23 protein-coding genes are annotated in these 23,497 nt (G+C 57.9%); 10 read left to right on the top strand and 13 right to left on the bottom strand.

Annotated features, from left to right (window positions below):
- Positions 1 to 7: 7 nt before the first annotated feature.
- From AKJ29_RS00415 to AKJ29_RS00385, 7 genes are all read right to left on the bottom strand, one after another.
- Positions 8 to 262, bottom strand: coding sequence for a cytochrome C oxidase subunit IV family protein (locus AKJ29_RS00415; RefSeq protein ID WP_055187222.1), 255 nt, complete (start codon positions 260 to 262; stop codon positions 8 to 10).
- Position 263: 1 nt separating this feature from the next.
- Complete coding sequence (locus tag AKJ29_RS00410; protein ID WP_055187221.1) at positions 264 to 830, bottom strand: cytochrome c oxidase subunit 3 family protein; 567 nt, start codon at positions 828 to 830, stop codon at positions 264 to 266.
- Complete coding sequence (locus AKJ29_RS00405) at positions 827 to 2,791, bottom strand: nitric oxide reductase activation protein NorD (RefSeq protein WP_055187220.1); 1,965 nt, start codon at positions 2,789 to 2,791, stop codon at positions 827 to 829. The genes AKJ29_RS00410 and AKJ29_RS00405 overlap by 4 nt, the downstream gene beginning before the upstream one ends.
- Before the next feature lie 6 nt (positions 2,792 to 2,797).
- Complete coding sequence (locus AKJ29_RS00400) at positions 2,798 to 3,607, bottom strand: CbbQ/NirQ/NorQ/GpvN family protein (protein WP_055187219.1); 810 nt, start codon at positions 3,605 to 3,607, stop codon at positions 2,798 to 2,800.
- Between the two features lie 141 nt (positions 3,608 to 3,748).
- The gene (locus AKJ29_RS00395; protein WP_055187218.1) at positions 3,749 to 5,110 is read right to left on the bottom strand and encodes a cbb3-type cytochrome c oxidase subunit I; all 1,362 of its coding nucleotides are present in this window, start codon (positions 5,108 to 5,110) and stop codon (positions 3,749 to 3,751) included.
- Between the two features lie 17 nt (positions 5,111 to 5,127).
- Complete coding sequence (locus AKJ29_RS00390; RefSeq protein WP_055187217.1) at positions 5,128 to 5,580, bottom strand: c-type cytochrome; 453 nt, start codon at positions 5,578 to 5,580, stop codon at positions 5,128 to 5,130.
- Positions 5,581 to 5,749: 169 nt separating this feature from the next.
- The gene (locus tag AKJ29_RS00385) at positions 5,750 to 6,355 is read right to left on the bottom strand and encodes a L,D-transpeptidase (RefSeq protein ID WP_055187216.1); all 606 of its coding nucleotides are present in this window, start codon (positions 6,353 to 6,355) and stop codon (positions 5,750 to 5,752) included.
- A 162-nt stretch (positions 6,356 to 6,517) separates the two neighbouring features.
- Here AKJ29_RS00385 and dalA point away from each other — a divergent pair, with 162 nt between their 5' ends.
- Entirely contained in the window at positions 6,518 to 7,027 is a 510-nt protein-coding gene (gene dalA, locus AKJ29_RS00380; RefSeq protein WP_055187215.1) for a divisome-associated lipoprotein DalA, read from the top strand.
- A 30-nt stretch (positions 7,028 to 7,057) separates the two neighbouring features.
- Here the strand turns inward: dalA and lpxK are convergent, their stop codons facing one another.
- The 3 genes from lpxK to AKJ29_RS00365 form a co-directional block, all read right to left on the bottom strand.
- The gene (lpxK, locus tag AKJ29_RS00375) at positions 7,058 to 8,047 is read right to left on the bottom strand and encodes a tetraacyldisaccharide 4'-kinase (protein WP_055187214.1); all 990 of its coding nucleotides are present in this window, start codon (positions 8,045 to 8,047) and stop codon (positions 7,058 to 7,060) included.
- Positions 8,048 to 8,058: 11 nt separating this feature from the next.
- Positions 8,059 to 9,288, bottom strand: coding sequence for a 3-deoxy-D-manno-octulosonic acid transferase (locus AKJ29_RS00370; RefSeq protein ID WP_055187213.1), 1,230 nt, complete (start codon positions 9,286 to 9,288; stop codon positions 8,059 to 8,061).
- A gap of 84 nt (positions 9,289 to 9,372) precedes the next feature.
- A complete protein-coding gene (locus AKJ29_RS00365; protein ID WP_055187212.1) occupies positions 9,373 to 10,308 on the bottom strand; it encodes an alpha/beta hydrolase in 936 nt (311 codons plus the stop codon).
- A gap of 230 nt (positions 10,309 to 10,538) precedes the next feature.
- Here AKJ29_RS00365 and AKJ29_RS00360 point away from each other — a divergent pair, with 230 nt between their 5' ends.
- The 9 genes from AKJ29_RS00360 (at position 10,539) to AKJ29_RS00320 (ending at position 19,251) form a co-directional block, all read left to right on the top strand.
- On the top strand, positions 10,539 to 13,364 hold the full coding sequence (locus AKJ29_RS00360) for a molybdopterin oxidoreductase family protein (protein WP_055187211.1): 2,826 nt from the start codon (positions 10,539 to 10,541) through the stop codon (positions 13,362 to 13,364).
- Positions 13,364 to 14,098, top strand: coding sequence for a 4Fe-4S dicluster domain-containing protein (locus AKJ29_RS00355; protein WP_055187210.1), 735 nt, complete (start codon positions 13,364 to 13,366; stop codon positions 14,096 to 14,098). The genes AKJ29_RS00360 and AKJ29_RS00355 overlap by 1 nt, the downstream gene beginning before the upstream one ends.
- Positions 14,098 to 14,970: a dimethyl sulfoxide reductase anchor subunit family protein gene (locus AKJ29_RS00350; RefSeq protein WP_055187209.1), complete on the top strand. Its 873-nt coding sequence runs from the start codon at positions 14,098 to 14,100 to the stop codon at positions 14,968 to 14,970. Before AKJ29_RS00355 ends, AKJ29_RS00350 begins: the two co-directional genes overlap by 1 nt.
- Positions 14,971 to 15,048: 78 nt before the next feature.
- The gene (locus tag AKJ29_RS00345) at positions 15,049 to 15,660 is read left to right on the top strand and encodes a ribonuclease D (RefSeq protein ID WP_055187208.1); all 612 of its coding nucleotides are present in this window, start codon (positions 15,049 to 15,051) and stop codon (positions 15,658 to 15,660) included.
- Positions 15,661 to 16,055: 395 nt separating this feature from the next.
- Positions 16,056 to 16,670 (top strand): LPS export ABC transporter periplasmic protein LptC, encoded by a 615-nt coding sequence (lptC, locus tag AKJ29_RS00340; RefSeq protein ID WP_055187207.1) that lies wholly within the window; start codon positions 16,056 to 16,058, stop codon positions 16,668 to 16,670.
- Positions 16,670 to 17,167, top strand: coding sequence for an LptA/OstA family protein (locus tag AKJ29_RS00335; RefSeq protein WP_409360013.1), 498 nt, complete (start codon positions 16,670 to 16,672; stop codon positions 17,165 to 17,167). The genes lptC and AKJ29_RS00335 overlap by 1 nt, the downstream gene beginning before the upstream one ends.
- Positions 17,167 to 17,943: an LPS export ABC transporter ATP-binding protein gene (lptB, locus tag AKJ29_RS00330; protein ID WP_055187206.1), complete on the top strand. Its 777-nt coding sequence runs from the start codon at positions 17,167 to 17,169 to the stop codon at positions 17,941 to 17,943. Before AKJ29_RS00335 ends, lptB begins: the two co-directional genes overlap by 1 nt.
- Before the next feature lie 231 nt (positions 17,944 to 18,174).
- Positions 18,175 to 18,750: a ribosome hibernation-promoting factor, HPF/YfiA family gene (gene hpf / locus AKJ29_RS00325; protein ID WP_055187205.1), complete on the top strand. Its 576-nt coding sequence runs from the start codon at positions 18,175 to 18,177 to the stop codon at positions 18,748 to 18,750.
- A gap of 36 nt (positions 18,751 to 18,786) precedes the next feature.
- Positions 18,787 to 19,251, top strand: coding sequence for a PTS sugar transporter subunit IIA (locus AKJ29_RS00320; RefSeq protein WP_055187204.1), 465 nt, complete (start codon positions 18,787 to 18,789; stop codon positions 19,249 to 19,251).
- Between the two features lie 69 nt (positions 19,252 to 19,320).
- Here the strand turns inward: AKJ29_RS00320 and AKJ29_RS00315 are convergent, their stop codons facing one another.
- Genes AKJ29_RS00315 through AKJ29_RS00305 form a run of 3 tightly spaced genes read right to left on the bottom strand, consistent with a single transcriptional unit; the run spans position 19,321 to position 23,467 of the window.
- Positions 19,321 to 20,736 carry a sulfotransferase family 2 domain-containing protein gene (locus tag AKJ29_RS00315; protein WP_055187203.1) on the bottom strand — a complete coding sequence of 472 codons (1,416 nt, stop codon included), beginning with the start codon at positions 20,734 to 20,736 and terminating at the stop codon, positions 19,321 to 19,323.
- 26 nt (positions 20,737 to 20,762) lie between these two features.
- Entirely contained in the window at positions 20,763 to 22,460 is a 1,698-nt protein-coding gene (locus AKJ29_RS00310; RefSeq protein ID WP_055187202.1) for a DUF5927 domain-containing protein, read from the bottom strand.
- Entirely contained in the window at positions 22,457 to 23,467 is a 1,011-nt protein-coding gene (locus AKJ29_RS00305; protein ID WP_055187201.1) for a glycosyltransferase family 2 protein, read from the bottom strand. The genes AKJ29_RS00310 and AKJ29_RS00305 overlap by 4 nt, the downstream gene beginning before the upstream one ends.
- Positions 23,468 to 23,497: the final 30 nt, after the last annotated feature.

Raw genomic sequence — 23,497 nt, 5'->3', positions numbered from 1 at the left:
GACCACTTTATGCGGCCAGGTAAAGCCCGAACGCCACCAGCAGGAACAGGATCAAAAACGCGTTGAACCCGCGTTGCCAGCTTCCTGCACCGCGAAGGCCAAGGTAATCCAGCAGAATGATCCGCGCTTTCAGCCCGGACAGTGACAGAACCATTGCCACAAACCCCATCCCCGCCTGCGGGCGGATTTCGGTCAGCAACACGGTGAGAGCCGATAGGCCCAGCAAGATCAGATAAGCGCGGTTCAATGCGGAATGGGTCATGTCACCTCACCAGATAAATGATCGGGAACAACAGCACCCAGACCAGATCCACCATGTGCCAGAACATGGCGGCCCCTTCCAGGTTGCGGGGATGCGGCCAGCGCATCACAAGGGCAAAGATCACCAGCCCCGCCACCACATGCATCGCGTGAAACCCGGTCAGCAGGTAGTAAAACGTAAAGAACTGGCTGGTTTCAATACCAATACCCAAGGCCGCCTTTGCTGAATATTCCAGATATTTGACCACCAGGAACACCACACCAAGCAGCATGGCCCCAGAGAGCCAGAGGCGCATTCGATCGGGGCTGGCCACCGCGCGTGCTGCACAAAACCCGCTGCTGATCAGCACGATTGTGTTCACCGCTCCTGCGACCCGGTTCAGGTTATCCTGATCCTGTGCAAAACCCACGGGATCCATGATCCGCACGCCCAGAAAGGCCAACAGCCCGGCCCCGAACACCAGAAGCTCGCTGACGATCAGGACCCAGATCATCAGATCCCCCGGCAGTTTCTCAAGCGGATGTTCGATTTCCACCCCCACTGGCGTCGAAGCAGGGTTTTGGCTCATGCCACACCCCCGGTGATCTGCCGATAGATCTCGGGCAGGGCGGCGGTCAGGCGATTGGCATCCGGCACGATCGAAAACCCGTTGGAGCCAAAGATCCGGTTCACCCAAGCCTGGCCTTTCTGGTCCACCACAACCCCGTGCACAGCCTGCCCCAGGCGACGCGCCTCGCGCACCGCCATCCGGCTGTCTTCAATCCCGTGACGCCCTTCGTAATGATCAAGGTCATTGGGCTTGCCATCGGTGATGACCAACAGAAGTTTGCGGCTGTTCGGACGTGCATCCAACCCTTTTGACGCATGGCGCATCGCAGCCCCAAGGCGGGTGTAGAAGGCCGGGTTTACCCCCGCAATGCGTTGCTCCACCACCGTGCCCATTTTGTCGTCAAAGTCTTTACAGCTTTGCACATAGACCCGGCCACGTTTCAGCGACGAGAAGGTGTGGATCGCAAAATCATCACCGCAGGCATCCAGACCCCAGGCAAGGGCGGCAAGCGCCTCTCGCTCCACCTCGATCACCGACCGGTCGCCAATTGCGGCCTCGGTTGAACGCGACACGTCAATCAGCACCGAAATCGCCAGATCCCGGTCCTGCGTGCGGGCCGCACGATACACCCGATCCGAGGCATGACCAGTCGCGCGCAGCTCTACCTGCGCGGCAATCGCAGCTTCCAGATCCAGCTCATCCCCTTCCAGTTGGCGCGGCAAGATCACGCGTTTTGGGCGCAGCGCCTCAAACTGGCGTTTCACCGCGCGGATACGACGCTGGGCTGCGGGATCGGTCGAAAACTCGGCAGGTTCCTCACTGATATCCGCCTGGCTGGACAGAACCCGGCAATGATCGGGCAGATAGCAGCATTTGCGGTGATCCCATTCGTGATACATATGCTCACCCGAGATCCGCTCACGATCGGCATCTTCCGGCGACAGGTCGAGGTGAAACTTCAACCGCGTGGCGGTTTTCTTCGACACCTGCCCCAACGCCAGTTCATCCTGATCATCGGCGGCGCGTTTCGCATTGTCATCCTCGTCGTCTTCAATGCGACGGTTCATGTTCATGTTCTCAACCCATGAGAAGATGGCCTCGAACTTATGCAGAATCAGGCTGTCTTTGCGCTCGGCCAGGTCACTCTCGGACCGGCGGGCCTTTTTCATGCCCTGGCTTGCATCCGAACCGCTGCCCTGCTCTTCCGCTTCGGGAAGACGCTCAGATGTCCCACGTTGCGCCAGCGGGCGCAGGTCAGGCCAGAGCGGCACCGGGCGGTAGGGGCGATATCCATGCGGGGCCGCAAGATCGGACAGATCTGCATCGGGCTGACGCACTCGGGTCAGAAGGTCCCGTCCGGTTTTGCTTTTCGGCTCCGGTCCCCCCAGAAGATGCAAAATCACCTGCTCCAACGCCTCTTCGTAACGCGGAAGCGTGACAGAGGGGCGCATCGTCCGGCAGGCATCAATCAGGGTTTCATAAAACCCCTTGAGGCCGGGACAGTCGCGCAGGGTTTCGCGGGTCATATCGACCGAGGCGCGCAGCATCAGGATATCCATCCGCAGCGCATCCTCTTCGTGCACAGGTTCCGGCGCATGGGCCACCGAGGCCGCAAGCCAGAAATAAAGTGCGGCATTTGCCTCACGTGCCGGGAAGTCGTTGATTTTCTCCGGCAGGCGCAGCGCCTCGCCATCAAAACTGGGGCGGGCAACACGCTCGCGCCAGGTGCCCAGCGCCCGTTTCACCGACAGGCGGTGATCCGAGGCCATGGGGCTTGCGGTTTTGATCTCGACGGCGAGCCCGCCGCCAAGACCACGGAAAAAGACCCCCAGACGGTTTTCGACCTCGGCCAGCGTGACCGCGGCAGCGTCATGTGTCTCAGGTTCCTGCAACCGGCTGGCATAGGCATGCCAGATTTTGCCGATTGTTTCTTCCGGTTCGAACAGATCGATTTCTGGGTGAGGCCCCGATTTTGACATGGGCCATTATCCAAAAATTGCCGTGACCAGGTCGAGCAAGCCTTGCTTTACGTCCTGATCATCGGACAGAGGTTCAATCATGGCCGCTTCAATCGCCTGTTCAATCGGTGTGCCTGCCATGATCAGCGTGGCACAATAGATGATCAGACGGGTTGAGACGCCCTCTTCCAGATCCTGCCCCTTGAGGCCACGCAGCTTGCCAGCCAGACGCACGAGGTTTTTGGTGCGATCCGCGTCAAGGCCACTCTCGCGCATCACGATATCCACTTCACGCTCAGGCAGCGGGAAGTCGAAATCAAGCGAGAGGAAACGTTGCCGGGTCGACGGTTTCAGCGTCTTCAGGATGTTCTGGTAGCCGGGGTTGTAGCTTGCCACGAGCATGAAGCCGGGGGGGGCTTCGATCTCTTCTCCGGTCTTGTCCAGCGGCAGAATACGGCGGTCATCCGTGAGTGGGTGCAGGACAACGGTCACGTCCTTGCGGGCTTCGACCACCTCATCAAGGTAACAGATGGCCCCTTCGCGCACGGCGCGCGTCAGGGGGCCGTCAACCCAAACCGTTTCCCCGCCTTTCAGAAGGAAGCGGCCAACAAGGTCCGCGGCCGACAGGTCATCATGGCAGGCAACAGTATAAAGCGGGCGCCCCAGACGGGCGGCCATATGGGCAACAAATCGGGTTTTACCGCAGCCGGTTGGGCCTTTCAGCAAAACCGGAAGATCGTTTTTGAATGCGGTTTCGAACAGCTCACATTCGGAGCCGACCGGGGCATAGAAAGGGACGTCAGCCCCTTCCGTTTTTTCTTGTGGAACGGAAGACATATCTAAGTCCTTTGCAGATATAAGCGTGTCAGGGCAAGTTTCGGGATATTCTTGAACTTGTTCATCCTACAACGCTTGGAGCTTTTCAGCTTTCGTAAGGGTCGGCCCCCTCCTGTCGAGGGAAAGGGCCGAGCCGATTTCTTAGGCTTCTTCAGTCGTGCCTTTCTCAATCACCTCGCGGCGCGGGGCCAGTTGGGCATAGATGAACAGGAGCGCACCCAGCACCACAGCCACACCAGATCCCCAGCGCATGAGGTAGAACAGGCCCAGACTTTCTTGCACGTCCATGAAGTTTTCACCCATGACACGTTGCAGGTGGGTTTGAATCGTACCAGCAAAGGTCAGGACGAAGGTCATGAATGCCATGCCACCGGTCATCAGCCAGAAGCTCACCATATTCAGCACCTGGTTATACGGGTCACGACCACGCAGGATCGGCATCGCATAGGTGAAGATGGCCAGGTTCATCGAAACATAGGCACCGTAGAAGGCCAGGTGGCCGTGGGCTGCGGTGATCTGGGTCCCGTGGGTATAGTAGTTCACCCCGTGCAGCGTATGCAGGAAGCCCCACACACCAGCACCGAAGAAGGCCACGGTCGAAGCGCCCAGCGCCCAAAGCAGAGCTGCTTTGTTCGGGTGATCACGCTTGCCTTTCCAGACCATCACGAAGCTGAACGCCATCATTGCAAAGAACGGAATGACTTCGAGCGACGAGAAGATCGAACCGATCCACTGCCAGTAACCGGGGGTCCCGATCCAGTAGTAGTGGTGACCCGTGCCAAGGATACCCGAGAACAGGGCGGTGGCCACGATGATATAGAGCCATTTTTCAATGATCTCACGGTCAACACCGGTCATTTTCAGCATCAGGTAGGCCAAGATCGAGGCCATCACCAGTTCCCAGGTGCCTTCCACCCACAGGTGTACGATGTACCACCAGAACATTTTGTCCAGCGCCAGGTTGGTCGGGTTGTAGAAGGAGAACAGGAACAGCAGCGCCAGACCCCAGAGGCCCAGAAGCAGCACGTTCGTGATCGCAGTCTTACGACCTTTCAGAACCGTCATGGTGATGTTGTAAAGGAACATCAGCGCCGCAACGACAATGCCCAGCTTGACCCAGACCGGCTGTTCAATGAACTCGCGGCCTTCCATACCCAGGAACCAGTTGCCGTGGAACAGGTTGAACACATAGGTCACAACCACGCCCAGCGTCCCCACCAGCAGCAGGATCAGCTGCAGATAAGCAATCATCGGCGAATGGATCTCGCGCTCAGCCTCCTCCGGAACCAAGAAGTAGGCTGCCCCGAAGAACCCAAGCAAGAGCCACACGATCAACGAGTTGGTGTGCAGCATCCGGATAATGTTGAATGGCAGGATTTCCGAAAGGAAATTCGGCTGGACGTAAATCCAACCGGCGATAAGCCCGCCGGACACCTGTACTGCGAAGAGAATCATCGCAGCCAGGAAATACCAGTAGGCAATTTTCTGTGTTTGATATTTCATGATCTTTCCTCCGTGCCTCAGCCTGCCTCATTGGGCGGCCAGCCCTGGGCATCGATCTTGTTCACCCAGAGGAAGAAATTCGCAAGGTCGCGAATCTGTTCTTCGGTCAGGTTGAACTGTGGCATCTGGCGACGGCCTTCGATGCCTGTCGGCATCGCTTCCATCCAACCCTGCAGCGTGTCGAACGCACCTTCAGGATCGTCTTCGACGCCCCAACGTGCCATCACATTTTGCAGTTCTGGCGCGAAATACGCCCCTTCGCCCATCAACGTATGACAGTTGATGCACGCGTTTTCTTCCCAGACACGCTTGCCCTTGGCTACACTCTCTGTCAGCTCCGAATGAACGGTCGACTTGTTCTTGATATAGCTGACGGACTGGGCCGACAGGATCAAGAACACGGCGATAAAGAACAGAGAGCCGCCATAGAACACATTGCGCGCCATGGTCTTTGTCATGACTTCCCGCATTTTAGTCTCCAAACTCAGCTTCTCCTGATCAAAATAGTCGGGCAGACCTCACGGAATCTTGACAATTGTTAAGCAAAATACGGTTTGTTTCGCTGTGAAATGTCCGATTTTCCAAACAAAAAACCCCGCCGAAACCGGCGGGGCCTTCAACATGTCGTGGTCTGATCCGTCAGATAATCAAGACCTGCGCGCCGACCTTGGCGCGTGCAAACAGGTCGGCAATATGTTCATTGTAAAGCCCAATACAGCCATTGGACGAACGGCGACCGATCTTGCGCGTATCGTGGGTGCCGTGAATGCGGTAATAGGTCCAGCTCAGATAAAGCGCATGTGTGCCCAGCGGATTTTCCGGACCAGGGCCAATGTAATCGGGCCATTCGGGGTTGCGCAATTTCATCGACGGGGTCGGGCGCCAGCTGGGGCCTTCGACCTTGCGCACAATCTTGGTGCGGCCTTTGCGGGTCAGATCCTCGGTCAGCGGCACGGACGAGGGGTAGAGCTTGTATTCCGACTGATCCTCAGACCAGTAATGCAGCGCGCGCGACGTGATATCGACAAGGATCACACCGTTTTTCGTATTCGAAAAATAGGGGCGCCAGTCCAGCGACCGGAAGGACGAGATGTTGCGTCGCACGCGCGTGCTGATATCCGCTTCCACCTCGGTGGTCTCTTCCCCGGTCTGCGCAAAAGCAGGCATAGCCACGGCAGAGGCAGCAGCCACGGACGACCCAAGAAACGCACGCCTGCTGAACCCATTTTTCATCCAGTCAGCCATCATCAATCTCCAACACATGCAAGCAGTTCTGGCCTTATATATGGCGCTTAAGCCGCAGTCGCAAATCAAACAGGCGTTATCCCGCACAATTCCCCCGGTAGCGTTTGATCCCGGCAACATTCCTATATACAGGGGGACTATTCACGATTTCGGAAGAACCGCATGACACCTCGGATTTTCATAAGCTTGGCCCTCACCCTTCTAGTGGCAGCTTGCTCGACAACGGATGGCACCTATTCGCGCGCGGACGGAGCCATCGCCAAGATCTATCGAATCAGCGAAAAGCAGCATTCGAAGATCCAGTACGGCATGCTGGATTCTGTCAACACATTGCGTCAGGCGGCTGGCCTCGGCCCTGTGACCCTGAATGCCCAGCTGAACGCAGCGGCCGCCACCCATTCCCGAGACATGTCGGTCCAGAACCGCCCGTGGCATTTCGGATCTGACGGCTCCTCTCCGATTGATCGGGTGGCACGCACCGGGTATCCGGGGCTGATGCTGGGTGAAGCCATTTCGGAAACCTATGAAACCGAGCTGGAAACCCTGTCCGCCTGGATGGATGAACCGGGGACACGGGACGTCATTCTGGCACCTGCCGCGCAAAATCTGGGTTTTGCCTGGCACCAGGAGCCAGGCGGCAAGATCTGGTGGACGCTGCTCATGGGCAGCTGACCGGCTTTCCGGTCTCGAGGTCAGACCACATCACCTTGCGCAGGACTTGAACGCGGCATCAAACGGCGCCCAATCTGCAAGCTCAAGACGAACCGGCACCGTCAGGACGCGCCGCCGGAACGAAGGCGGCAGCCGCACTGCGTCCTTTTCAGTGGTCACAAGCTGCGCCCCAAGGGCTGCAGCCTCAAGCTCAAGACGCTTCATAAGGGCATCTGTCAGGGGTTGGTGATCCGCCAGGGCTTCAGACCGCAGCAGATTGGCCCCCATCCCCTGCAATGTTGCAAAGAATTTATCCGGGTGGCCGATGCCAGCAAAGGCCATCACATCCAGCCCCTCAAAATCCATCCCCATCTGCAACGGCTCCAACCTGCCTGTCATATGCGGCAGATGGATCTGCGCACCCCAGGCCTCGGCAAAGCGTTTTTGGGCTCTATCATGGCCGATAGACAGCAAAAGATCCGCGCGTTTCAGCCCCTCCTGCACCGGTTCCCGCAGCGGACCCGCCGGAATGCAGCGCGCATTGCCAAACCCTTTCACCGCATCCACAACCACAATGGACAGGCTTTTTTCCACATCGGGGTTCTGGAACCCATCATCCATCAAAATGACATCGGCACCGGCATTTTCCGCCGCACGCACCCCCGCGGCCCGATCCTTGGAAACCCAGGTGCTGGTGAAAGCCGCCATCAGCAATGGCTCATCCCCAACCTCGTCGGCTTGATGTCGGCGCTCGTCAACCTGCACGGGGCCTTCCAAACTGCCCCGATGCCCACGCGAAACGATATGGACCACAAGCCCCTTGGCCATCAGGTACTGCGCCACGGCAATGGTGGTTGGTGTCTTGCCGGTTCCGCCCGCATTGATATTGCCAATACAGATGACCGGCACCTGGGCGCGATATCCGCTGGCCTGCACCCGGCGCGCTGTGCCCATGCCATAAAGCCAGCCCAGAGGGGCAAGCAATCTTGCCCGCCAATGCGGACGGTTCGGCGGGGTAAACCAGAAAGACGGAGTTTTCATAGCAACCTTCCCTAGAGACCGTTTTTATCAAGCAGATCCAGAACCATTTCCTCGACCATACCTGACAACTCGGCGCCGCTGGTGATAATTTCCCATGCCGCCATGGCCATCTGCGCTGCATGTTCGGGCTGCAACAGGTATTCGATCTCTTGTGCAAGGTGTTCGCGGCTTGCCACCCGACGCGCAGCGCCCGCCGCCTCCAGACGCTCAAACGCGTCGGTATCCTGACCCAAAGCAGCGCCAAACACCACGGCGGAGCCGAGAGATGCTGCCGCGTTGGGTGACAGGCACCCCCCTCCGCTCAACGTGTGACCAATAAAGGTGATTGGCGACAGGCGCATCCAAAGCCCCTCTTCCTCGGGCAGGTCGGCAATGTAGATATGCGCCTCGGGTGTGGGGGTCTGATCTTCGGAACGCAATGCCACAACCCAGCCGTCCTGCTCCAGCTTGCGCGCCAGAACGGGCGCGCGCGCGGGATCATCCGGCACGATGACCAACAGCAAGCGGTGTGACTTTCGCATGACCTGCCGATGCGCCTCGACCAGCAGCGCCTCCTCCTCTGCCGCTGTGTTGAGCGCCAGCCAAAGCGGCCGGGCACCAAGCGCCTGCGCCATGTCGTCCCGTTCGGCCATGTTGCAGCTTGGGGGTTGCGTCTGACGCTGCAACGCCCCGACCACGCGAATTTTTCCCGTCGACACCCCCAGTCGGGACAGCACCAATGCCGCAGCCTCGCTTTCAGCAAGAATAGTATCGAATCCTGAGGCCAAGGCACGTATTGTCCCATGCCACCAAGGCAGCGCCCCCCCGCTTGAGACAGGCGCACGCGCGTTGATCCAGAGCGCCGGGATACTGCGCTGATGCACAAGGCCCAGCAGGGGCGGGTCCAGCTTCTGATCCATCCACAGAACCAGATCCGGGCGCATGATATCCAGAAACTGTTTGGCCGATTTCAGGCCGCCATCAGGAAGCGCGCAGGAAAGCAGCACGTCCCCAAGGTCTTCCGGGGGATCCCAAGGCGCGTGTCCGCTCGGCAGAGTGATCAGGAAGCAAAGATCATCCCTGGTGCGAACAACCTGCCGGATGAAATCCTCCAAGGCGGGCAGCTCTCCGCCATCCCCAACCTGACACCAGATCAACGGGCCGCCTTCGGGGCGGCTCAGCCCATCGCAAACCTCGCCCTCGGACCTGCGCCCGACGAAATGATGCATCAGTTGATGCAGATAAATTCCCGGAGGCAACATGGCCTGCCCTTCCGCCCGTCTTTCGCGCGATCTCTGACTGGATCCTGCACGTCAATCTAAGCCAGCACGGGACGGGGGAAAAGGTTAGAACGGCCATTTTCCCTGCGAAAATGCAGTCAGAACGGCGATAATCCGGTCAAAACTCCGCCCGGCGCGCGCCACGCTGGTGCGGGCACGCAGATAGCCATGCACCAGCCCCTCCTCTTCACGCCAAACGGCACGCCCGCCCGCATCGCGGACCGCATCGCAATACACCCGCCCATCATCCGAAAGCGGATCACATTGCGCCGTTACGACATAGGTCGGCGGCAGATCGGCAAAGTCCCGGTCCCGCAGCGGGGATGCGGTGGGATCATCGGGGAAATCCTGTGCCCCGTGGCGCAGCTTCGCGTAAAATTTCACATCCTCAAGCGTCAGCATCGGGGCGTTTGCATGCGCCAGATAGGACCCTTGTGTCATATCTCCACCAAGTCCGGGATCTCCACCAAGTCCGGGATAGATCATCACCAAACCGGCCAGCGGGACCTCCCGGCGCAGGGTATGGGCGACGGCTGCTGCAAGGTTTCCACCCGCACTATCCCCGGCAAGAACAGTCACTCCGGGCCATGTTAGAGACGCATATCGCACCACAGACAGTGCATCTTCATAGGCTGCCGGATGGGTATGCTCCGGGCATAGCCGGTAATCCGCCGAGACAACACGCAACCCGGTACGGGCGCAGATTTCAGCGCAGACATCATCGTGGCTTTCCAACCCGCCGACCACAAACCCGCCACCATGGAAATAAACCACTGTTCCCGAAGCGGGGGCCGCTTCGTAAATTCGAACCGGCACGCCATCGACCATTGCGTCATGCGCCGAGACCCCCTCCGGGTAGCCCTCAAAAAAGGCCCGGCACATGCGGTCATAGATAGATCTCTGCTCCGCAATCGTCAGATTAATCGCATCCGGCGAATAATAGTCTTCCGTCTTGTGAATGAACGCCCAAGTCTCGGCATCAATGATATTTTCGTAATCCATGGCGAAACGGTAGGAGCACCCGACAGGTTTGGCAATACATGCCCGACGCCGGATCACGCAACATGTTCAGATCAGGCAAAAAGATTGACACTGGTCCTATTTCCGATTTCCATCTGGCCCTACACTGAACGGGGTCCTGCTGGTTGGGTTCAGAACCGACGGCAAAGCGGGTCAGACAGTTGACGCTCGCGAAACCCGAAACTGATCATACCAGCCAGCGACAGGACAGTATGCCCAAGCTCGACCAACCCCAGATCGACACCTCACCTGCCGTATCCGATGAGGTGCGCAAGACCACCTGTTACATGTGCGCCTGCCGGTGTGGAATCAATGTGCACATGAAAAACGGCCAGGTCGCCTATATCGAAGGGAACCGGGACCACCCTGTCAATCAGGGCGTTCTGTGCGGTAAGGGATCTTCGGGGATCATGCAGCATTACGCACCCTCGCGCCTGCGCGCGCCCCTGAAGCGCGTGGGGGAACGCGGATCTGGCGAGTTCGAGGAGATCAGCTGGGAAGAGGCGCTTGAAATCGCGGCTGGCTGGTTGGCCCCGCTGCGCGAGAAAGATCCTTCGAAACTGGCGTTTTTCACCGGGCGCGATCAGTCACAAAGCTTTACGTCCTGGTTTGCCCAGGCCTATGGCACTCCGAATTACGCGGCCCATGGCGGGTTTTGCTCGGTTAATATGGCTGCGGCAGGCATCTACACGATGGGTGGCGCCTTCTGGGAATTCGGCCAGCCCGACTGGGAGCGCACCCGGCTGTTCATGCTGTTTGGCGTGGCCGAAGACCACGACAGCAACCCGATCAAGATCGGGCTGGGCAAGCTGAAAGACCGCGGCGCCAAGGTGATTGGCGTGAACCCGATCCGCTCAGGCTATAACGCGGTGGCGGATGAATGGGTGGGTATCACACCGGGCACGGATGGGCTGTTCATCATGGCCCTTATGCACGAATTGCTGCGCGCAGGGCAGGTCGACCTGGCCTATCTGGCACGCTACACCAATGCGGGTTTCATCATTGATGAAGACCCTAACTCGCCTGAAAAGGGTCTTTTTATCCGGGGATCCAGCGGCAAGCCACAGGTGATCTGCCGCGACACCGGCAAGTTGATGGACTATGACTGCCCAGGCGTCACCCCCAATCTCGCCGCGCAGATGGTCGAGGGTGACATCACCCATCGCACCGTGTTCCAATTGATTGCGGAACGGTATCTGGGCGCAGAATATGCGCCTGAAGCCGTGGCGGAGCGGACCGGCGTTAGCGCCGCCAAGATCAGGTCTATTGCCGCCGAACTGGCCCGTGTCGCCTTTGAGGAAGAGATCGTGCTCGATCAGCCATGGACGGACTGGAAGGGGCAAAAACACGACAAGATGATTGGCCGCCCGGTGGCGTTCCATGCCATGCGCGGTATTTCAGCCCATTCAAACGGTTTCCAGACCTGCCGCGCGCTGCACCTGCTGCAAATCCTGCTGGGGTCGGTTGAGGTGCCCGGCGGGTTCCGTTTCAAACCGCCCTACCCCAAACCGCCAGAGGCACATCCAAAGCCACATGCAGGTGTCACCCCCGGACAGCCGCTTGACGGCCCCCATCTGGGCTATCCGCTGGGGCCGGAACACCTTCTGCTGGACGAGGACGGCAACGCCAAGCGCATCGACAAGGCGTTCACCTGGGAAAACCCGCTTTCGGCGCATGGCCTGATGCATATGGTGATTTCAAACGCCCATGCCGGTGATCCATACAAGATCGACACGCTGTTCATGTATATGGCGAATATGGCGTGGAACTCGTCAATGAACTCATCCGAGGTGATGCGGATGCTCACCGACAAGGATGAAAACGGCGATTATGTGATTCCGCGTATCATCTATTCAGATGCCTATAGCTCGGAAATGGTGGCCTATGCGGACCTGATCCTGCCGGACACGACCTATCTGGAGCGCCATGACTGCATCTCGCTGCTTGATCGCCCGATTTGTGAGGCTGATGGCGCAGCGGATGCCATTCGCTGGCCAGTGGTTGAGCCCGACCGGGATGTGCGCGGGTTTCAGACCGCTTTGATCCAGCTGGGCACCAAGCTCGGCCTGCCCGGGTTTGTGAAGGAAGACGGCAGCGCAAAATACAAAGATTACGCCGATTACATCGTGAACCATGAGCGTCGACCCGGCGTTGGCCCGCTGGCCGGGTTCCGGGGCAAAAACGGCGATGGCGACGGGCGAGGAGAGCCTAATCCAGCCCAAATCGACAAATATATCGAAAATGGCGGCTTCTGGGTTTCCCATGTGCCAGACGAAGCGGCGTTCTATAAACCCTGGAACAAAGCCTATCAGGAATGGGCCGTTGCCCGCGGCATTTTTGATGCCGAAGCGCCTTATGTGTTCAACCTGTATGTCGAACCGATGCGTAAATTTCAGATTGCCGCCGAGGGGCATGGTGACATCCAGCCGCCAGAGCATCTGCGCGCAAGGGTCCGCCAGACCATGGACCCGCTGCCGATCTGGTATGAACCGTTTGAGGATGGCAATGTGGACATTGAGGAATACCCGATCCACGCCCTGACCCAGCGCCCGATGCACATGTATCACTCATGGGGCACGCAAAATGCGTGGCTGCGGCAGATCACCGGCAAGAACTATCTGTATCTGCCCACCAAGATCTGGGAGGCCAACGGGTTCAAAGAGGGCGACTACGCCGAGGTCAGCTCGGTCAATGGCACCATAACGGTCCCGGTGGCCCATCACGCCGCCCTCAATGAAAACACGGTCTGGACCTGGAACGCGATCGGCAAACGCAAAGGGGCCTGGGCGCTGGATGAAAATGCCCCGGAGGCCCGCGAAGGCTTTTTGCTCAATCACCTCATTCACGAACTTCAGCCCCCCAAAGGGGACGGGATGAGATGGGCCAATTCAGACCCTATTACAGGGCAAGCCGCCTGGTTTGACCTGCGGGTGAAGATCCGCAAGGCCGACCCGAAGCCGGCCGAAGCGCAGCCCGCTCATCCACCGATCAAATCCCCGGTGGGCAAGGGCCCGCATGTTGTTGCGAGGAAGATCTGATGACCTGTTTGCCCTCCACCACTCAGAAAAAGCTGGGTCTGGTCATTGATCTTGACACCTGCGTTGGATGTCACGGCTGCGTCACCGCCTGCAAAGGCTGGAACACGCAGAATTATGGCGCGCCGCTTTCAGATGTCGATGCCTATGGCGCCGATCCGTCAGGCACGTTTCTGAACCGCGTTTTCAGCTATGAGGTTCAACCCGAAAAGGGCGCCGCCCAGACCGTGCATTTCCCTAAATCCTGCCTGCATTGCGAAGATGCCCCCTGTGTGACGGTCTGCCCGACCGGGGCCAGCTACAAACGCGCCGAGGATGGCATCGTTCTGGTCAACGAAGACCGCTGCATCGGCTGCGGTCTTTGCGCCTGGTCCTGCGCCTATGGCGCGCGCGAGCTGGATCAAGACGCCGGGATCATGAAGAAATGCACCCTCTGCGTGGACCGGATCTACAACGAGAACCTGCCGGAAGAGGACCGGGTGCCCGCCTGTGTGCGCACCTGCCCGGCGGGCGCGCGGCATTTCGGTGATCTGGGGGATCCGACATCCGATGTCTCGAAACTGGTGGCTGAGCGCGGCGGGTTTGACCTGATGCCGGATCAGGGCAACAAACCGGTGAACAAATACCTGCCACCGCGCCTGAAAGACCGGCTGGACACACCGGCCCTTACCCCCGTGACCGAAGATGAACCCAAGGGCTTCCTTGGCTGGCTCGACAAAGCTTTGGAGCGTATCTGATGCATCCCGCACCCAGCGTTATCCTTTTTACCACCCTGTCCGGTCTGGGCTTTGGCCTTCTTGCCTTCCTGGGGCTGGACATTCCTTCCGTTCGGGGGGGCACGGCCCTGGCCTTTTTTGTGCTGGCTTATGCGCTGGCGGTGGGCGGGCTGCTGACCTCAACCTTTCACCTCGGCAACAAGAAAAACGCTATCTATGCCTTCAGCCAGTGGCGGAGCAGCTGGCTGTCGCGCGAGGGGTGTGCCGCCGTCCTGACGCTGCTCCTGTTTGCGCCAGTGGGGTTTGGCCGTGTTTTCCTTGAGACCAACCTGGGCCCGCTTGGTGCAATCGGGTCAATCTCTGCGCTGGCCACGGTGTTCACCACTTCGATGATCTATGCCCAGCTGCGCACGATCCCGCGCTGGCATCAGCCGATCGTGCCGGTGATGTTTCTGTTGCACGCACTTGCCGGCGGGGCGCTTTTGGCGGGACAGAGCCTGTTTGCGGGCCTCCTTCTGCTGGCGTTGACGGGTGTCATGATCTGGATGTGGCGCGAGGGGGACCGGCGCGAAGCAGACGGGGCGGACACGATGGAAAGCGCCACCGGGCTGGGCACCATCGGCAAGGTCCGGATGTATGAAAGCGCCCACACCGCCCGCAACTATGTCATGGATGAAATGATCCACCGGGTTGGCCGCAAACATGCCGAGAAACTGCGCAAAATCGCCGCGGTTCTGATCGGCATTCTGCCTGCAATCGTGCTGCTGGCACTGCCTGCCGGGCATCTGGTCAGCGCGGTGGCCTTCCTGCTGCACCTTGTGGGGATTGCGGTTGGTCGCTGGCTGTTCTTTGCCGAGGCCCGCCATGTGGTTGGGCTCTACTACGGAAAATAACCCCGCTTCCCCCCTTTCACTCCTCCCCCAAAAACCGCTAGGTAGGACAGGTGTTTTCTTGGGAATTTGAGGGCTGACATGACCAACACGCTTTACAAACGTGACCTGCCGGATGGGCTGGATCTTGGGCCGGTGGTGGCCATCGACTGTGAAACCATGGGGCTGAACCCGCACCGTGACCGGCTGTGTGTGGTGCAGATGTCCGGGGGGGATGGCAACGCGCACCTGGTTCAGATCGAGAAGGGTCAGACCTCTGCCCCCAACCTGGAACGTATGCTGACCGACCCCAATGTGCTGAAGATCTTTCATTTCGGCCGGTTTGATATCGCCGCCATGCTGAATGCCTTTGGCGTGGTCACGGCACCTGTCTATTGCACCAAGATCGCCTCGAAACTGGTGCGCACCTATACTGATCGACACGGGCTGAAAAACCTTCTGGATCAGCTGCTGAAGGTGGATGTTTCCAAACAGCAGCAGATGAGCGACTGGGGCGCGGAAGAGCTGACCAACGCGCAGCTCGACTATGCTGCCTCGGACGTGCTTTACCTGCATCGTCTGAAAGAAGAGCTGGACGCGCGCCTGGCACGCGAAGGGCGCACAGAGATGGCTCAGGCCTGCTTTGATTTTCTGCCGATGCGCGCGCAACTTGATCTGGCAGGCTGGCCGGAACAGGATATCTTCGCCCATTAGACCCAGCCGGGGCAACACGCCCTTCTTGTGAGACTTGTTGGAAAAAGCCTCACCGGTGAGGCTTTGTTAGCCCTTTTCTGCCCTACTGCTTTCATGTGACAGTTACAGGGATTTTCCTCATGACGCTGATTGCAGCTCTCGCAATGCCGAACCCCAGGACCAAACCCGGAAGGCGCACCATCGGGATCGCCGCCTGATCTCAGGCTGGTAGATCCTGCCGGTGGCCGCCCTGGCAATCCCCATGTGGATTGTGCTGCTCCGCATCTTGCTGTCGCTGTTCTAGGACGCCCCTAGGTCTGTTTCATCAAATGAAACCGGCAGAAAGCGCGGCGGAATGCAGCCATGACCTTGGCAACGGGCGTGAAGTTGCTAGATAGGAGGGGAAAGGACGTGGAATGCCCCCTTATAACAACAGTTATTCACGCATGGTTGCCTGGCTGAAAGTTCTTCTGCCACTGATTGCGCTTGGGCTGCTCTCCACCATCTTCCTGATCTCGAAATCCATCGACCCGACCAAGTCGCTGAGCTATGCGCGCATAGATCTGGATGCGATCATGCGAGAGGAAAAAATCGCCGAGCCGACCTTTTCCTCGGTCACCCGAGATGGGGCCGCCATCACCTTTTCCGCAAAAAGCGCCATCCCCGAAGGTGAGAACACTTTCTCTGCCCAAGAGATGAAAGCGCGGATCGAAACACCGGATGGCGCCAATGTGAAAATTGACGCACAGCACGCATTGATCAACGGCGCTGAAAATCTTATCGACCTCAGCGGCGGCGTAACCCTTTTGACATCAACGAATTACACCATCCACACCGATGCGCTGACCGCGTCAATCGACGCAACCGATATTCGTTCAACAACACCGGTTTCCGCCGAGGGGCCGTTTGGAACACTCACCGCCGGGCAGGCTCGAATTTCACAACAGGGCCGTCAATCCGGAAGCTATCTTCTGGTATTTCAAGATGGCGTAAAACTGATATATCATCCCCCAGAAAAGGGAGTTGAATAGTGCTGAATTTGGTTAAGTCACTTACCGTCCTGATATCGCTGCTGGCGGCGGGGCATGCGATGGCGCAATCGCAGATCGCGTTTGGCGGCCTCAAACATGACAGCTCGCTCCCGATCGAAGTCTCCGCAGACCAGCTTCAGGTGGACCAGGCTGATGGCACGGCCATTTTCAAGGGCAATGTCAAAGTGGGTCAGGGCGATATGCGCCTGTCTGCCAGTCAGGTGCGTGTGGAATATGCGACCGGCGCGGACAGCACCGGAGAGATTTCCCGGCTGTTTGCCAGCGGAAATGTGATCCTGGTCAATGGCGCTGAGGCGGCAGAGGCCAATCAGGCCACCTATACAATCGACAGCGGGCGGATTGTAATGACTGGAAATGTCCTGCTGACCCAGGGCAACAATGCCCTTTCCTCGGACACACTGACCGTTGATCTGAACACCGGCACCGGCATCATGGATGGCAATGTGAAGTCCATCATTCAGACCGGGGGCAACTGATGCCAGAGCTTGCGGTAGATAATGGCACCCAAGCGGACAAGCCGGAAGATCAGCAGGGGTTGCGCGTCACCGGGCTGCGCAAAAGCTATCGCAAGAAAACCGTGATCCGCGATGTGACCCTTGAACTGAACCGGGGGGAAGTGGTTGCCCTGCTCGGGCCAAATGGCTGCGGCAAGACCACCACATTTTATTCCATTGCCGGGCTGGTCACGCCAGAGGCTGGCCAGGTGACCATTGACGGGCGCGATGTCACGCTGCTGCCGATGTATCGCCGTGCCAAATACGGGATCGGGTACCTGCCGCAGGAAATGTCGATTTTTCGCGGCATGAATGTCGAAGACAATATCATGTCGATCCTAGAGATCTCGACCCAGGGGCAACACAAGCGACGCGAGCGTCTGGAAGAGCTTTTGAACGAGTTCTCAATAAGCCATCTGCGTCAGGCCCCCGCCCTTGCCCTGTCCGGGGGCGAACGTCGTCGGGTTGAAATTGCCCGCCTTCTGGCCGCCAACCCCAAATACCTTTTGCTCGATGAGCCTTTCGCGGGTGTGGATCCCATTGCCGTTGGCGAGATTCGAAGCCTTGTGCATGACCTGAAAGATCGTGGCATCGGGGTGCTGATCACGGATCACAATGTCCGCGAAACGCTTGAAATCGTCGATCGCGCCTACATCCTGCATGATGGCCATATGATAATGAATGGCACCACAGATGAGGTGGTGCAGGATGAAAACGTCAAGCGTGTTTACCTCGGGCATAATTTTTCAATCAATTGACCGAATACCTGACAAAATTCCAGCGATCCGCTTGACACCCCCGGCGATGTGGCATCGAATGGTGGGGATGAAAGACAATACGACTCTTCGTCGTGCCGCCTTGAAAACAGGGCATGCACCCAGACCGGCACCGCAAAACGGCGCCCCATTTTCTGCAAAAAACATGAATTTCCGCCCTGTCCTATCTGGGGGCCGGGCCAGTTGTAACCTGCAAATACCATAGGAGGTAGGATGCAATATCAAATCAGCGGTAAGCAAATCGACATCGGCGATGCCCTGCAAGTTCACGTGAAAGATGAGCTGGGCGGTGTTGTTCAGAAATATGCTGAACGCCCAACTGACGCTCAGGTGGTTTTCTCGAAAAGCGCACATGAATTTGTATGTGAAACCACCGTTCACCTTTCCACCGGTCTGACCGCACAAGCCAAGGGGCACGCAACGGAAATCTACGCCGCTTTCGACCAATGCGCCGAGAAAATGGAGAAGCAGCTGCGCCGTTACAAGCGCCGGTTGAAAGATCATCACCGTGACCGCGTGGACCCGGTTGAAGTTTTCGGTGGCTCCTCTTATATCCTTGCATCAGAGGAAGGTCCGGAAGAAGCCGACAACGCTCAACTCGAGCCCATGATCATCGCTGAAATGGAAACACGGATCCCGTCGTTGTCCGTTGGCGAAGCGGTCATGCAGATGGAGTTGGCGCATGCCCCGGTTCTGGTGTTCCGAAATGAGAAAACCGAAGGGGTGAACGTGGTCTATCGCCGTGATGACGGCAATATTGGCTGGGTCGACCCACAAAACAACGCGTAAACCGCCCGCATTCTTGACGGGCGGGGAGTAAAATTGATGGAGCTTTCGAGCATACTTCAACCCTCGGCCGTCAAGGTCCTGACGAATCTGTCTTCAAAAAAGCGCTTGTTTCAAGAGCTTGGAGAGATCGCAGCCTCGAATTACCAGATCGACGCCAGTGGTGCTTTTTCCGCGTTGCAGGAACGCGAAACGCTTGGGCCAACCGGCGTGGGGCATGGTGTTGCCCTGCCGCATGCCCGGATGACCGGCCTTGAACGCGTGGTCGGCTGCTTTATCCGCGTTGAAAAACCGTTCGATTTTGACTCTGTCGACAAGCAGCCGGTGGACCTGATTTTTGCGCTGTTTGCACCGGAAGACAGCGGCGTGGATCATCTCAAGGCACTGGCACTTGTGTCGCGCACCCTGCGCGATCAGTCCATCTGCACAAAGCTGCGCGCCAACAACGATTCGGCAACGCTGCACGCCCTATTGACCGACAGCCTGTCCAACAAGGCCGCATAAGGCACGATTTCAGGGAAGTTCGGCAAGATCATGCAGACCCGCAACCCTGCGGGCCCTGTTCCCTTTTGATCATTTCCCCCAGGGTTTGAAGCCGAACATCATGTAATCGCGCTGGTAGGTTTTGCGCAGTTTCTGTTCCAGATCCGTGTCATAGACCTGCGCCAGAGCGAAAGGCTGGTCAGCCTGTTCCGCCTCAGGAAAAGGGCTGTCGTCAATGCCCAATTCATCTTTCAGACCGCGCAAACCTTGCGTCAGCTGATCCTCTCGCAGCAGGTGGTCCGGCAGGGCAAACCCCGCAAACCCCTGCACCACCGCCGTCTGCGATGCCCAGGCCGCGTCCACCCGGATACCGGTTTGCCCCTTCAGGTTCCGGTCGACAAAATCAATGAACTGGGAAAACACCCGTTTATGCTCTTCCAGCGTCCACCGCTCATCAGGCGCCCCATCCGGCAGATCAACCCCATAGCTCTGCCGGAGAGCCGCCTTGATCTCGTGATATGTCTCCGGTCCCTCGGCAACAAGATGCCGGCAGAACACCGTATGCAGCCGCGCAACCGGGTGGCGCAAAACGGTAAACGTCCTGTGGCCCTTATGCTGGCGCTTCCATTGCCGTAACGCTTTTTGGGTAAAATCCGTGGACGTGTCGCCAAAGCAGTTCATCCAATGCACGATGCTTGCCGCTGGCGCGCCCTTGATCGGCATGAAAACCGCCCGCATGGCGTCAGATGACACATAGGTGGTCACCGCGGGTGGCCGTCCGGTTTCAAAATTCGGGATACGATACAGATCAAAAATATCTATCCGCTGAACGGTCTGTTCAACCATCTCAAAGTTGGTGACCTTGTCTTCGATGGTCTCGGGGTTTTGCTTCTTGAACTTCCCGGAAAAGGCGGACAGCTGGTGCTCTTCCCCCAGATAGCGCGCAAGCCCATTGACCACATCCAGATCCTGCGCGTCATTATAGTCGATATAGAACGCGGTCTGACCGCTGCGCTGCAACCGGCCCTTGATGGTCAGCTGGAAATCCTTCATCCGGTAATACAGCCGCTCAAACTCCCACCCAAGAAAGCGCGCGCGCTTCTTGATCACATCATTCACGTTATTGAGCTGCCACTGATCGGTTTCATTGGCAATTCGGCGCGACACATAGCTTTCCACGTGATTTCGGGTCAGCACAACTTTGGCACAGCGAGGGTCATCAATCAGTGCCTCAAATACACGGGGGTCATGGTCGTGGAAAAACCGAAATCCGGGGATGCCCTCCGTGCCCTCTTTCATCGCCTCCAGAAGCCTCATCGGATCGCGATCGCGTTCACGGGTAGAGACACCAAACAGGCTGTCCGTCTTGGGCGAGACCATGAAATAGGGGTTAAATGCCTCCCCATAACATTTCAGGCCGGGATATTGATCCAGGTTGCTTTCCAGGAAATTGGATCCGGTGCGCATTTCTGCAAAAATAATGAAGCAATCGAAGTTTCGTGCCATCTGCCTTCCCGTTCAACCCGCTTGGGTTACTTAATCAAATAGGGTTTCCGTGTGTCCCGTGTCGGGGTCTGCGGGTCCGCGCCAGAAGGATAGTCGCCCATCAGGTAAGGTTGCATCCCCTGGTTTTTGAGATTTTGCAAAAACTGCCCAAAGCCATCAAGCCGTTTGAGGTTCGGCACTTCGGTCAGGCGTGTATTCATGCGCCCTCCGATCTCGTCCAGGATCAGCTGCAAGGGTTCCATCGGGTTTTGCACGAACTCCGCCAAGGTCCAGATCCGCACCCGCGCACGCGCATATCCCGAGCGCAGGATGTCGATGTGATCGCTTTCGATCCTTTGCAACCGGGCGGCTTCGCGCCGAATATCGGTGAAATTGCGGGACGAATGAAACAATGGCACAGCCCAGGCGCCGGAAATCACGCTGATATAGGCGTTGGGGTCCTTGGCCACATCCCAGCTGATGGCCTGATTGTCCGCCGGTCCGAACTGAAAGCTCTGCCGCTCGCCCCGGGTGGACCAGACAAGATTGGTCAGGAACGCCCGGGGGTTATAATCGCGCAGCGTCGCGCTGTCGGTCAGAGCGCCACTGAAATCCCGTTGCCCTTCGGAAAACTGGACCCTTTCCTTGTCATACAGATGCCCATGCACCCGCCCACCTATGCTGCGCTCCAACCAAGGTTCAAACTCTTCGAACACCTCAGTAAAGCCCTCAAAGATCGCATAAGGCGTTCCGGTCAAACCGTTTTCAAACCCCATTCGCGGGAAACGGCTCTGCATGAACAGGCCGGGGCGGCCCCGGGTGCGCCGCTCCACCGCCTTGGAGAAGATCCGGTCAATCTTACCCGGATTTGGTTCGGCCCCGGTCATGATGGCCGCCGCATCCGACAGAAAACTGTCGTAAAGCTTTACTGCCTTAGGCCAGATTTTACGTGCAACAAAACAGTCTGACCGGCGCAAAAGCTGCAGGTGGTCATCGTAAAAGATATGCGGCTTGCCCTGATAGTCGAATTTCGACAGGGTCAGGGACCGGCTTTCGATATCGGTCGAATGCAGACGCACCAAAGTCTGGTAGTAGCTTTCATCGGGGATCCAGACCTTCTTGAAATACCGGTCATAGGTTTCCCGATCCGGGTCATTCAGGATCTCGGACAGGGTCCTTCGCGTGAGGCACCACCATTGACTGCCAAGATGAGGGACCAGCCCGTCCGGGATCTTGCGTTTAAACCTCAGCTTGCGCTGCAGGGCGACATACCGGTCAAACAGCCAGCGGTGACGTTTCCAGGAAAAGGGAAACCGCAAGGTGAACCGTTCATGGTCGAGCCCCCCAACCGTCCACGGAACGTCCTCGGTGGTGACACTTTCGATGAAATTGGTGCGTGGCCGGGCTTCGAGATAGCGCAGCATCTCCGGGACCGGACGCAGCGGCAGACAGGATCCCGAGGCCAGAAACACATGGCTGACATCCGGGAAACTTTTCAACATCAGCTCAGACGCGGTCTGGCTGGCGCCCACCAGTGACCAGGTGCCCCATTCGCATTTGCGCCGCCCACAGAAGCGCACATTTTCCAGGTCCCGCAGTGCATTGACAAACCCGGCATAGGTGCGGCGCGTGACGCGTTTATCCACGTGGATCACCACCGGACAGCCATGGGCAGACCAGTGGCGCACCAGCTGCTCGGCGCGGTCCAGCGTATCGTGCACCAGCATGACAACCCCAAGCTTCATGCCCAGTTCCCCTTCGACATGATCCCGAGAATTTCCAGCTGTCGCCAGTTGATATATTTCTCACTCCACTTGCACCACAAATCCGGGTTGTCCTTCATATGCTGGTGATATGCGCGGTATTCATGCCCACCGGCGTAATGCTGTCGGCGCTTGAGCTCCTCTTCGGCCTTTGCGCTGAACGTGTCGAGAAACTTGGCATGCAGCAAGCAGCCCGACGCCTTTTCCCCGCCCCATTCGTCATAAACCTGATTAAGGCCGCGTGGCAGGATTGTATGGGTCGAACTGAGATAGGCATAGGCGCGATCCCATTTCACCAGCGGGATCTTGTTCAGGGCTGGCGCATTGGCCGGATCATCGCGGAAAAAGGCACGGGTGCGCGCGCCCCCCTGGATCCAGAGGTTCCCGTAATAGGGATTTTTCTTGATCATGTAGTTGCCACTGTCAAACCAGCAGGCAATTTCAAACGGATCCTGCCCCGCACGGTAAGGCTGCGCATCCAGCTGCCCTTTTGGATACATATCCAGCAGCATCGCCCCAAAAGATCGCACGCCGGAACTATCGAGCCAATCCGTCAGCGCGCGCAGGGGGCGGGTGTCGCAGAAGGGATAAACCAGAAACTCATCCGGATCGACAACCAGCGTCCAATGGCCATGACCATATTTCCACTGCAACCAGTTCAGCCAATCCACCCCGAAATGGGATTTCTTGTAGCTGGCATCGGTGCTCCAGATCGAAACATCTTCCTGTTCGGCAAGATATTCCCGCCCACCATCATCCGACCCGTTATCCACGATCAGAAAGTGGCTGACGCCGAGGTCACGGTAATATTTCAGAAAATAGGGCAGACGGATGCGCTCATTCCTCAAGGTGGAAAAAACAAGAATATCGTCGGAACGAATGACCCGTGTGCGGTTCTCAACCTCACTCAGCTCACGTCTCTTGCGAAATGCACGTAGCTTTCGATGCTTACGCTTCAACCGCAGGCGATATGATGTCCAGACGCCCAATCCCGTATCCTGCCTATTTTATCCCGCCAC

The sequence above is a fragment of the Aliiroseovarius crassostreae genome (genome assembly GCF_001307765.1).
GTDB classification, from domain to species: domain Bacteria; phylum Pseudomonadota; class Alphaproteobacteria; order Rhodobacterales; family Rhodobacteraceae; genus Aliiroseovarius; species Aliiroseovarius crassostreae.
Note: the sequence above shows the minus strand (reverse complement) of the source record. Positions and strands in the feature narration are given on the sequence as shown.

Coding starts and splice junctions, on each gene's coding strand:
- AKJ29_RS00400 (WP_055187219.1), bottom strand. CDS start 3,607: ATGTCTTCCGTTCCACAAGAAAAAACGGAAGGGGCTGACGTCCCTTTC.
- AKJ29_RS00350 (WP_055187209.1), top strand. CDS start 14,098: ATGCATCCCGCACCCAGCGTTATCCTTTTTACCACCCTGTCCGGTCTG.
- lpxK (WP_055187214.1), bottom strand. CDS start 8,047: ATGAAAACTCCGTCTTTCTGGTTTACCCCGCCGAACCGTCCGCATTGG.
- AKJ29_RS00415 (WP_055187222.1), bottom strand. CDS start 262: ATGACCCATTCCGCATTGAACCGCGCTTATCTGATCTTGCTGGGCCTA.
- AKJ29_RS00395 (WP_055187218.1), bottom strand. CDS start 5,110: ATGAAATATCAAACACAGAAAATTGCCTACTGGTATTTCCTGGCTGCG.
- lptB (WP_055187206.1), top strand. CDS start 17,167: ATGCCAGAGCTTGCGGTAGATAATGGCACCCAAGCGGACAAGCCGGAA.
- AKJ29_RS00315 (WP_055187203.1), bottom strand. CDS start 20,736: ATGGCACGAAACTTCGATTGCTTCATTATTTTTGCAGAAATGCGCACC.
- lptC (WP_055187207.1), top strand. CDS start 16,056: ATGCCCCCTTATAACAACAGTTATTCACGCATGGTTGCCTGGCTGAAA.
- AKJ29_RS00410 (WP_055187221.1), bottom strand. CDS start 830: ATGAGCCAAAACCCTGCTTCGACGCCAGTGGGGGTGGAAATCGAACAT.
- AKJ29_RS00365 (WP_055187212.1), bottom strand. CDS start 10,308: ATGGATTACGAAAATATCATTGATGCCGAGACTTGGGCGTTCATTCAC.
- AKJ29_RS00370 (WP_055187213.1), bottom strand. CDS start 9,288: ATGTTGCCTCCGGGAATTTATCTGCATCAACTGATGCATCATTTCGTC.
- AKJ29_RS00320 (WP_055187204.1), top strand. CDS start 18,787: ATGGAGCTTTCGAGCATACTTCAACCCTCGGCCGTCAAGGTCCTGACG.
- AKJ29_RS00310 (WP_055187202.1), bottom strand. CDS start 22,460: ATGAAGCTTGGGGTTGTCATGCTGGTGCACGATACGCTGGACCGCGCC.
- hpf (WP_055187205.1), top strand. CDS start 18,175: ATGCAATATCAAATCAGCGGTAAGCAAATCGACATCGGCGATGCCCTG.
- AKJ29_RS00355 (WP_055187210.1), top strand. CDS start 13,364: ATGACCTGTTTGCCCTCCACCACTCAGAAAAAGCTGGGTCTGGTCATT.
- AKJ29_RS00345 (WP_055187208.1), top strand. CDS start 15,049: ATGACCAACACGCTTTACAAACGTGACCTGCCGGATGGGCTGGATCTT.
- dalA (WP_055187215.1), top strand. CDS start 6,518: ATGACACCTCGGATTTTCATAAGCTTGGCCCTCACCCTTCTAGTGGCA.
- AKJ29_RS00360 (WP_055187211.1), top strand. CDS start 10,539: ATGCCCAAGCTCGACCAACCCCAGATCGACACCTCACCTGCCGTATCC.
- AKJ29_RS00405 (WP_055187220.1), bottom strand. CDS start 2,791: ATGTCAAAATCGGGGCCTCACCCAGAAATCGATCTGTTCGAACCGGAA.
- AKJ29_RS00390 (WP_055187217.1), bottom strand. CDS start 5,580: ATGCGGGAAGTCATGACAAAGACCATGGCGCGCAATGTGTTCTATGGC.
- AKJ29_RS00385 (WP_055187216.1), bottom strand. CDS start 6,355: ATGGCTGACTGGATGAAAAATGGGTTCAGCAGGCGTGCGTTTCTTGGG.